At 51.8% G+C, this 10,114-nt stretch carries 8 protein-coding genes; 4 read left to right on the forward strand and 4 right to left on the reverse strand.

The features are described from left to right. The gene (locus HY774_09320; protein MBI4748679.1) at positions 1-768 is read left to right on the forward strand and encodes a phosphatase PAP2 family protein; all 768 of its coding nucleotides are present in this window, start codon (positions 1-3) and stop codon (positions 766-768) included. A gap of 429 nt (positions 769-1,197) precedes the next feature. Here the strand turns inward: HY774_09320 and HY774_09325 are convergent, their stop codons facing one another. After that, positions 1,198-1,545: a hypothetical protein gene (locus tag HY774_09325; GenBank protein ID MBI4748680.1), complete on the reverse strand. Its 348-nt coding sequence runs from the start codon at positions 1,543-1,545 to the stop codon at positions 1,198-1,200. Positions 1,546-1,586: 41 nt separating this feature from the next. Continuing rightward, the gene (locus HY774_09330; protein ID MBI4748681.1) at positions 1,587-3,401 is read right to left on the reverse strand and encodes a hypothetical protein; all 1,815 of its coding nucleotides are present in this window, start codon (positions 3,399-3,401) and stop codon (positions 1,587-1,589) included. 264 nt (positions 3,402-3,665) lie between these two features. Between HY774_09330 and HY774_09335 the strand changes: the two genes are divergently transcribed. The 3 genes from HY774_09335 (at position 3,666) to HY774_09345 (ending at position 6,738) form a co-directional block, all read left to right on the forward strand. After that, positions 3,666-5,093 (forward strand): deoxyribodipyrimidine photo-lyase, encoded by a 1,428-nt coding sequence (locus tag HY774_09335; protein MBI4748682.1) that lies wholly within the window; start codon positions 3,666-3,668, stop codon positions 5,091-5,093. Between the two features lie 62 nt (positions 5,094-5,155). Beyond that, positions 5,156-6,250 (forward strand): hypothetical protein, encoded by a 1,095-nt coding sequence (locus tag HY774_09340; protein MBI4748683.1) that lies wholly within the window; start codon positions 5,156-5,158, stop codon positions 6,248-6,250. A 38-nt stretch (positions 6,251-6,288) separates the two neighbouring features. Then, positions 6,289-6,738, forward strand: coding sequence for an AP2 domain-containing protein (locus HY774_09345; GenBank protein ID MBI4748684.1), 450 nt, complete (start codon positions 6,289-6,291; stop codon positions 6,736-6,738). A gap of 327 nt (positions 6,739-7,065) precedes the next feature. Here HY774_09345 and HY774_09350 read toward each other — a convergent pair whose 3' ends face one another. Further along, the gene (locus HY774_09350) at positions 7,066-8,145 is read right to left on the reverse strand and encodes a fibronectin type III domain-containing protein (GenBank protein ID MBI4748685.1); all 1,080 of its coding nucleotides are present in this window, start codon (positions 8,143-8,145) and stop codon (positions 7,066-7,068) included. A 195-nt stretch (positions 8,146-8,340) separates the two neighbouring features. Then, a complete protein-coding gene (gene hslU / locus HY774_09355; protein MBI4748686.1) occupies positions 8,341-9,735 on the reverse strand; it encodes an ATP-dependent protease ATPase subunit HslU in 1,395 nt (464 codons plus the stop codon). Between the last annotated feature and the right edge of the window lie 379 nt (positions 9,736-10,114).

Genomic DNA, 10,114 nt, shown 5'->3' on the forward strand with positions numbered 1-10,114 from the left:
ATGAAAAATCGAATCAAACTGGCGCTCTCGTCTGTGATATTGCTCCTTATATTATATAGCCAGCCAACCGGGGCCTGGATCAATGGCAAACTCACCGCCCAAAAGCCAGCCCAGGACACGGCAACACCTCAGGTTACATTCCACTTTTCAACGCTGGCAACCGTTTCTCCAGCCAAAGTGCTCGCGGGTCCCCCGGCGGCAGATTCTAAAAAGCTCAAAAAAGATTTCGACACGCTGCTCAAGTGGCAGGCCAAACGGACATCAAAACAGATTGAGCAGGCTCAGTATGAAGATAAATCGTTTACAGCCTATCTGTTTGCCAATGTCCTCGGCCCGCAGTTTACGGCAGAAGAGCTTCCAATTACTGATGAATTTCTGAAAAAGGTGCTTCACGACGCCGGTGACATCGCCGAAGAGGCCAAAGGTATCTGGAAACGTCCGCGCCCATATCACACCGATTCCCGGATTGAACCCTGTGTCACGCGCTCAAAGAGTTTCTCGTATCCGAGCGGAAGCGCCACCCTGGGTCGGATGTGGGCGCTGGTCCTGGCGGATATCTTCCCCAAACAGCGCAAGGCATTGCTCAAGCGGGGTCAGGAAATTGGGTTGAACCGGGTGATTGGTGGGGCGCACTTCCCCAGCGATGTCGAAGCCGGAGCCAAACTGGCAGATGCCATGTACCGGCAATTGAAAAAGGATCCGGAATATAAAAGAGGACTGATGGCGGTTAGAGCTGAGGTGAGCCAAAAGTCACCCCTTGCTCGATAAGTTGAAAGAGAATTGTCTTTCAACCTGCGAAGCGGGTGTCGGCAGAAATGGTCAAAAGTCGCCGACACCCGCTTCGCAGGTTCTATCGTGATGGCACAACGGTCCCAGGGTTCGAAGACTCACCCTGGGCTACACGCCAACACCCGCTTCGCCTAGATTTTGTGCAAACAGCCCCCCTTCCTCAAAATCCTGTTTGTGAAATTGTTTTTCCAGTTTTCCGCCCTTTTGGTTCCTTCACAAACCTCGGTTCAGGTTCAGTGGTCGAAATGGTTGAAGTTGCTGAGCCTCAATAGACAAAACCGGAAAAATAACTTAAATAGCTGGATTTTGATGAGCAAGCGATGCTCCGTTCTGTCACGTTGGCGACCTATCCTGTTTGCACAAAATCTAGGCTTCGCAGGTTAAAAACCGAAACCTCGCTACTGACACTCATGATGCCTTTCTCAACCACTGCAAATTTCCAGCCTTGAGCATCACAACCAGGTGTTCAATCCGCTCATATTCATCCAGCTCAGCTTTTTCAGAGGGTGTCAATCCAGCATCTCGTTCGCGTTGAAGCAGCAGGTGAAGTCGTTGCTGAACTTTCGGGTCAGGTTGAAAGGCAGCTATTTCGTGTGGTGTTGGGCTTGATGCCAGAAAATTCAACAGATCGCGGTACACCGAAGCTGGTACTGGTGGTTGTTGCAAACTCAAAGTGAGCCATTCGGGTAATCGGTCGCCAATATGTGATAAGGCATCGGCCAGTTCGTCCGACACTTCAAGGGTGATAATAGCCATAGCAAACCTCCATTGAGTTGATAGTACTTTATCAACAGCAATTACCGACTGAAATAAGGATGGTTCAGGAGCACTGGTTTTTGCCGTGGGCCGGTAATTGGTCGGAGTTCCACGTCTTCAATCAGAACCGACGGTGCCACAACCGTGGTCGGTAACCCAAGCAAACCGGCTGAGCCCTGTCCAATATCAATTGAGGCGCCGCCGCCAGTGGCGATTCGATTGTGGACATACACTTCCTGGCCAATGGCGGAAAGCCGTTTGAATTGCCGGAAGGAAACACCGCCAAGTTTGATCCCCCGGACCAGTTCTTCGCGCCCATCATCAACATATACCTTATATATACTGACCGGAGCGGTGAGTCCTTCGCGCTGATAGCTGTTGGCGGCATCACCGGCGTCGTTCACATCCGTCCAGCCTCCCGGCACGCTCAAGACCTTGACCCAGATGCCGAACGGCAGGTTTTCCTGTTTGCACAGGGCAATCAATTCCTGCTTGATCTCAGCCTCTGACTTCCCTTCCCTGGGCTGGATAAACAAATTGCTGATCGCGGCATTGATGCCGGCAAATGGAACGGCTCGACCGTGGCCATTTGACCGGTCAATACCTTTACGCGGTCGCCGCGACATCAGCAATGTTTTGAGAATGCCGTTTTCAACCAGGGGAACTGGTCTGGCCGCCACGCCCTGGTCATCCACCTGGTACCCTCCAATCAACGACTGGCCACCAAATGCCACCTGGGTTGGGTCATCCAGAATCGAAACCGTAGGCGGAAACACTGGACGGTTCAACCGGGCGGCCAGTTCACTTTTGGCCAGGCCAAGGGCGGCAGCATATTCTTCCTGTTCGACCAGTGGTGGACGCTGCCCGGAAAATTGCGGCGGCAACACCTGGGCAAACATTTCGCAGGCGGCCTGTCCGGTAAACAGCACCGGCCCGGAATAGGGATCCGCTAAGACTGGTGCCGTGCGGAGCCGGCTGAGTTCTTCGGCCATCGCACGAATGCGACTGGCAATTTCCGAAGCTGGCAGCACCTGGTCAAACCGGGCGGCATACACTGGAACAGCATGGCGAATGCGTGACCCATCAGCCGCCTGGGTGCTGGCCCTGGCTTCGACACAGACAATCAACTGGGGCTGGCGCGTCACCGTGCCTTCGCTATTCACGATATAGGTATGGATCTGTGTCGCTTGCAGGCTGACATTTGACTCTTGAATATCCGGAAACTGGCGAAACAACGCCGACCATTCGCGAACCTGGTGCTCCCAATGGGCCTGATCAACCAGCATTGGCTGACGCCGCACCATCAATCGGACCGGGTCTTCACGCGAGAAATCAGGGAGGGGTTCTTCATCCGAACGATTGCGCAGAAATGCCTGCTTACGGGCAAAAGCTTCGACAGCCTGTTTGTACGCGGCATCGGTTCCAAGCCAGAGACTATGCCGCAGGGCATTGTATTCATCATCAACTGGAACTTCCGACGGCAGGTTAATTGAAAATAAATCCTGCTGACTCAGGAACCCGCTGTTATCAAGCGTGTAGCTCCCGACCCGGACCTGGGTTTGCAAGGTGCGATACCGGTTGCGGTTGGTATAGACCAGGGCGCCAAACGTGGCGGACGTACTAAAAACCTCCTGGTCAGTGATGACATACTCGACAAAGTATGGTTTTTCGAGATCTTTCACCTGAAGTTGCCCAAGCGTGCGGGCCAATTCATCCTGCATCGCCTTGAGCACCACGTCTGACTCACCTGTCCCAGAGACGGTTGACTGCGCTGGGACTCCCGATGTCAAGAAAAGGAACAGCAATCCGCTGAACAGTGTCTGTCGCCAAAAGTGGGTGCGTTGAATTTTCTTCATAAATATAAAGCTATCCGGTTAAGGTCAGTTGAGCTGAAAAAAGTGCCAATCTCCGCACTGAATCGGGGGAATCAATCACGACACAGTTTCACCTTGTAACAGAAATTTTTCAATTGGGACAAGCCATTTTAGTTTTGCAAAAAAATTGGAAATTTTTGATGACTTCCGTTCAACACTGCTGCTAGAATGCAACGAAATTCCCTTCAGTATCTCAATTTTACACTCCATCCACTTTGGGTTCATCCATCTATCACTGTATCGCCTATGGCTTTTCGGCGGGTTCTTCACTGGTTTCGGCGCGATTTTCGACTTGAAGATAACACGGCGTTATTGACTGCCTGTGCCCAGGCAGCAGAGGTCATCCCAGTCTATATTTTTGATCCAGGCTGGCTTTCAAGACCTGATACCAGCCCTGAACGAATGGTGTTTTTGCTGGATAGTGTACACAGCCTGCATCAGGCGCTCCGCCAGGTTGGGAGCTATCTGGTTCTTCGCCGTGGTGATCCAGCACAGGTGCTCGATCAACTTCTAAAAGAAACCCAGTCAGAAGCGATCTTTGTCAATCGAATTGTTGATCCGTATTTTCGGATTCAAGGTCGCCAGCTTGACCAGCACTTGCGTCAGCGTGGATGCGAGTTGCGAAGTTGCCAGGATGTGATGCTCCATCCGCCGAAAAGTGTTCTGACCAAAACCGGAACGCCCTACACGGTGTTTACTCGTTATAAGAAGAGTGCCCTGACGGTTCCAGTTCGAACACCACAACCGGCACCAGCGCACATCACTACCCCAGCCGGCATTGCGTCTGACCCAATTCCCACCGCCCAGGAGCTTGGATTTTCGACGCTTGCCACACTGCCCAAAGGTGGAATCCTGGAAGCCCACCACTGCCTGGACGAGTTTGCCGCCTCACGTCTCACCCGATATGCCGACCAGCGTGACCTGCCGTACCTTGAAGGTACATCGCGGTTATCACCATACCTGCACTTTGGGTGTCTCTCTCCGCGCCGTGTTTTCTGGACCGCCTTTCAGGCACTGCAAGACACGCAACCGGGCACGGCCTCTCGGGAATCAGTTGAAACCTGGATCTCAGAACTGCTGTGGCGGGATTTCTATCTTCAAATTCTCTACCACTTCCCAGACGTTGAAACCGGCGCGTTCAACCCTGTTTACAACGATCTGGTGTGGGATAGGTCAGAAGAGAACTTTGCCCGCTGGTGTCAGGGCCAGACCGGATTTCCAATTGTGGATGCCGGTATGCGCCAGTTGAATACCACCGGCTGGATGCATAATCGGGTTCGCATGATCGTGGCTTCATTTCTGACCAAGGATCTGCTGATCAACTGGCAATGGGGCGAACGCTATTTTATGCAGCATCTGGTGGATGGCGATCTGGCGGCGAACAATGGCGGCTGGCAGTGGGCGGCTTCAACCGGAACCGATGCCCAGCCCTATTTCCGGATCTTCAACCCGATTTCGCAAGGGCAAAAATTTGATCCCAAAGGAGAGTATGTCAGACGCTATATCCCTGAATTAAAACATGTTCCAGAAAAGTGGATTCACACTCCGTGGGATATACCGGCCAAATATCAAGATTCATTGCGGTGTCGTGTAGGCATCGAGTATCCAAAACCTATCGTGGACCATGCCCGGCAACGAGCACTGGCGCTGGATATGTTTCAACAGGTGAAATAACCGGCGACCACGGGTCACACATCGGAAAACCTGTTCACTTTAAAGAAGTAGTTTTTTGTTTTATGCTTTCCTTTCTTTGCAATTCCGTTTGCTCCCCGACAATCCATCGGGGCATCATTGCCCTGGGCCTGACATCAACGCTGGTGCTTGGATGCCTGGGAAATACCCGATCATTGCCGGTGTGGGCCCAAACTGAATCGTCGCCGTCACCTGTCCGGATTTCGCTTGTCAAACAGTCGGCCCGCTGGCATTTTGAACGCGCCTTGATTTTGAAAGCTCAGGATCGCCCGGCGCACGGCGTCGTGGAACTCTATCGCGCCCAGGAGAGCTTGAAACTGGCCCGCGATATTTTTGACACCAAATTTGCTGGCAAGGAGCTAACCAAAGCCCAACTCGCGGAACGCGAACAAATCAAGATTGAGCTTGACCAGGAAGAACTCTATATTCAGCACTTGCTTGGAATGCTCCAGCGGCAAAATCAACGCACGGTTGATGCCATCACCGCCCTGGAATTTGTCATTGAATCGCCACACCCAGAAAATGTCCTGGCCAGGTTAGAGTTGGTTCGCGCCTATCAAGATTTGAAAGCCTGGGACAAAGCTTTTCCCCACGCCCGGCGGCTGATTGCCATCCTGAAAGTCAGTGATGCGATCAGCACTTCGGCGATGGAACAAATCCGTCAGACACTTCCAAACACCAAACAGGCTGGGCGTGAAGCCACACTCGAAAAAGCATTCCGAACCTTGATCCTTTCCATTGAAGCCAGTCTGTTTGCCGATCCGGTCAAGTTTCGGGAATACACCCTTGGGCAGAAGGTCCGGGATCCGCTGGTCTATGCCGAGCTGGTGCAACTTTTTAGTGAGGAGGACAAAACCGATGAAATGAAAAGCATGCTCGAAGAAGCCATTCGCATTCAGGATGGATTCTGCCCGATTGCTTATTTGAGTCTGGGAGACATGCAGGAAACGGCTGGGGATGAAGCTGTGAAAACCAACGCTTCCGCTGCGGCCCAGGAATTATATATTGCTGCTTTAAAGAACTATGAAATCGCTATCGAACAGTTAAAGTACCTGAATTTTCGTGAAGAAAAAGGTGAACTGGACTTAATTCACATTCAGGACTTGCAAAAAAAGTTAAATCAGCTACCAAAGCATTGATCATGCACCTACCTTAATTTCATATAGGAGAGTTCATTATGGCCACCCGAAAGTATAAGTCGATCACCCGGATCGATCGTCCAGATCGAAACCATCATGCGTGGTATGTCCGCGTAGCCTATAAAGGAACGTTAGTCGCCAAGCACTTTGCCGACCGCAAATACGGCGGCAAGCGCAAGGCGCTGTCCGAAGCCATCAAATTCCGCAACCAGACCGAAACCGAGATGGGGAAACCTCGGACGGATCGAGTTGTGGTCACCCGTAACCCATTTAACAAAACCGGTGTCATTGGGGTGCGTCGGACGGTCAAACGTTCGCGCTCGGTCAGTGAAGGACGACCATTAGGCAATGTGTTTGAAGTCACCTGGGCACCAGCGCCGGGCGTCATCAAACGTGCGACCTTCTCAATTGACAAATATGGCGAAGACGAAGCCTTTCGCCGGGCTTGTGAATTTCGGTCCAAAAAAGAACGTGAAATTTACAAGTAAATCCAGTCTTTGGTCAGTAGTTAGTAGTCAGTAGTCCGTAGTTCATACAGCTTATTCGAATGAATGACTTACCTGCCTACTCACTCAAAGCAGTGATTTCAAACCTGATAGTATTTCTGACCTTTATTCCTCTCAGTTGTTCACCGCCGGGCTTCTTTATCTGGCAGTGAACAACTGAATGAATGAAGAATGAAGAAAATTCTGGTTTCTGGCTCTGCTTCGAAGGCATGTACCTTGCTTCCCTCATAACCCAAACCGGCTTTCTTCAACCCGACTTCTTCAGTCCTGAGCTTGCGAATCTTCAGCCCCAATCCCTCAGCCCACTTCTCACCGAACCACCTCAACCGTCACAATTTCAGACGCCGGACTTTCATTGGCAAACACATCCACAGCCGTGAGCCGATAGAGATACACCTTTCCAACTTCAGCCGACAGGTCACGAAACGTCGTGGTGGAAATTGGATTTGGCGTCAACCGCTGCCAGGTGGGTGACTCGCTGTTTTCAGCCCGATACACCAGATATCCTTTTAAATCTGACTCACTATTTGACGGCCAGAACAGACTGGTCACTCCCGCTGCCGCAGCACCCGTTACATTTTGAGGAGCAACAGGAGCAAACGTGTCTTTAGGCGACACGGTGGTGATTTCCGCATCCTCGCTTTCCGTCAGGACACCTCCGACCTCCGTTACAGTGCGAACCGTGTAGACATAGGTATTTTCAAACTGAAACTGGGTATCCTGGAAACGGGCCTCGGTGAGCGGGGTGGTGTTTAATGCCCGGCGGCTGAATTCGCCTTTGGGGCCACGCCGATAGATGTTGTAGCGCGGTGCAGTTCCAATCGCGGTTCCAGCCAGTGTTTGGGTTGGAACTTTCCATTCCAGGGTGATTGCCGACTGGTTAAAGACGCTGGTTAACCCGGTGGGTTGCAAGGCAATTGCAGCGGCGGGTTCAACAAAAGCAAAGTTCGAGAGCGCGCCTTGTCGGTTCCGCGTGTCCGTATATCGAATGGCGTAGCGAAAGCGCTGGTTTTGCCAGTTTTGATCAGATGGGTCAAGTCGGTCCTCAAACACGACAAAGGCACCGTCTGAAGCCGCCAGTTGCTCGCCGGTCAGGTATCCCACCAGTTGGGCCTGCTCCAGGAAAATTTCTTCGCGTAAAAATCGCTGGGTTTTCGGCTCGTCAAGCAACCGGTAAATATCAACCCGTGAAACTCCCGAGGTCTGCGGATTTTTGAGATTCGGACGCGGCCAGCGAACCAGCAATCGGTTTCCTCGTTGAATCACTTCGACGAGTTGTGTGTTTTCCATTGACCGCGAAGGCGGCGCCACCGGGTCACCAACGCGACCACAGCCTGTCAGAACACAAAACCACCCCAGCCAGAGAGCAAGTAAGATTTTTGAGCGCATGAAGTACTGAGAATATCAGCTTGTAGTCAGTAGTCAGTAGTCAGTAGTTCACTAAGTCTATTTTATTGAATTACTTGACTATTTTCTAATGCGAGGGTTCTTTTCCAAAATGGTATACAGAGCGAAGGAGCTTCAGGGCTGATGATCAGCCTGGGTTCGGTCACCCCTTCAATTTCTTGTCTTTCGCTCCTTATGCTAAAGAATATACCGACTTAAATCCTCGTTCTGGACGATTCCGGCCAGCATTTCGGTGACGTAGGCACTGTTGATCACCTGGTGCTTTTCTTCGAGGTCCGGAGCGTTAAAGGAAATATCATCAAGCAGTTTTTCCATTACCGTGTGTAACCGACGAGCCCCGATGTCTTCGGTTTGCTGGTTGACGGAAAAGGCGAAATCCGCCACCGATTCAATCGCATCTGGTGTAAATTCAAGGGTTACGCCTTCAGTTTCCATCAACGCCGTGTACTGACGGATGAGTGAATTTTTCGGCTCGGTCAGAATGCGCTTAAAGTCTTCACGGGTCAGCGGATCCAGGCTCACGCGGATTGGGAATCGGCCCTGCAGTTCTGGAATCAAATCCGACGGCTTGGAGACGTGAAAGGCGCCGGCGGCAATAAACAGAATGTGATCAGTTCGCACCATGCCATATCGGGTGCTAACGGTGGTGCCTTCAACAATCGGAAGAATATCGCGCTGCACGCCTTCACGCGACACGTCGGGTCCGTGGCCTGATTCACGACCGGCAATTTTGTCAATTTCATCAAGGAACACGATCCCGGAATTTTCGACGCGCTCGAGTGCAATCCGGGTCACCTGTTCCATATCCACCAGCTTTTGTTCTTCTTCCTGAATCAGGTATTCCATGGCTTCTTCAACCGTCATTTGACGCTTCTTGGTTTTTGAGCCAGGGAAAAAACCGGGAATCATATCGCGGAGGTTGATATCCATTTCCTCGATGCCCTGTGGCGTGATGATTTCGATACCGGCGGGAAAATTCCGCTCTTGAACTTCGATTTCGACCATGCGCTGATCCAGCTTGCCCTCACGGAGTTGCTGGCGAAGCTTCTCGCGAGTACGAATCATTGGATCTTCGCCACTTGGCTCAAGTGAATCTTCGACGCGAGGCGGGTTTGGCAGCAGAATATCAAGCAGACGCTCTTCGGCGTTGAGATCAGCCTTGTCCTGAATCTCGTCGGTTTTCTCCTGGCGCACCAGTTCAATTCCAATTTCAACCAGATCACGGATAATGGCTTCAACGTCACGCCCGACATAACCGACTTCAGTAAATTTCGACGCTTCGACTTTTAAAAACGGAGAGTTGGCCAGCCGTGCCAGGCGGCGGGCAATTTCGGTTTTTCCAACCCCGGTTGAGCCAATCATGATGATGTTTTTGGGCATCACGTCCTGAGCAAGATCAGGCGGCAGTTTCTGACGGCGAATACGATTGCGGAGGGCAACCGCCACCGCTCGCTTGGCAGCCCGCTGACCGACAACGTGCTTGTCAAGTTCCACCACAATTTGGCGGGGCGTCATATCATCAAGTCGAGGACCTTGATTTTCAGCAATATCACCAGATAAATAAATAACCATAGAAATAAATAACCATAGAATGGATCGTCAGCATTGAACCTCCCCCGCCTACCGCTACGCGGTTGAGGCGGGGGATTCTTCCTGTTCCGGACAACCGCTTCCGTGCCTGCTCGGAGCAGACGGCTCTAAGTTGCCTTTTCCAGGTCTCGCGCGAGACGCTCTTCCGGTCGGTGGCGGACCGGTTTGGAAACCGAGTTCCCGCTGTCGCATCTGTGACAAGTCCACCAATCCTGGACCGACCGCGCAGGGTCCTGAAATTGCTTTCAAGCCGGACGCCAAGGTTCGATGGCGATGGATACCGGATCGTGCTTCGTCAAGATTCACGACCCATTTTCCGTCGGTCCAGGAGGTATGAAGTGCGAGATAGGCTGAAAATTCA

This window comes from Acidobacteriota bacterium (assembly GCA_016208495.1).
In the GTDB taxonomy this organism is placed as follows: Bacteria; Acidobacteriota; Blastocatellia; order Chloracidobacteriales; family Chloracidobacteriaceae; genus JACQXX01.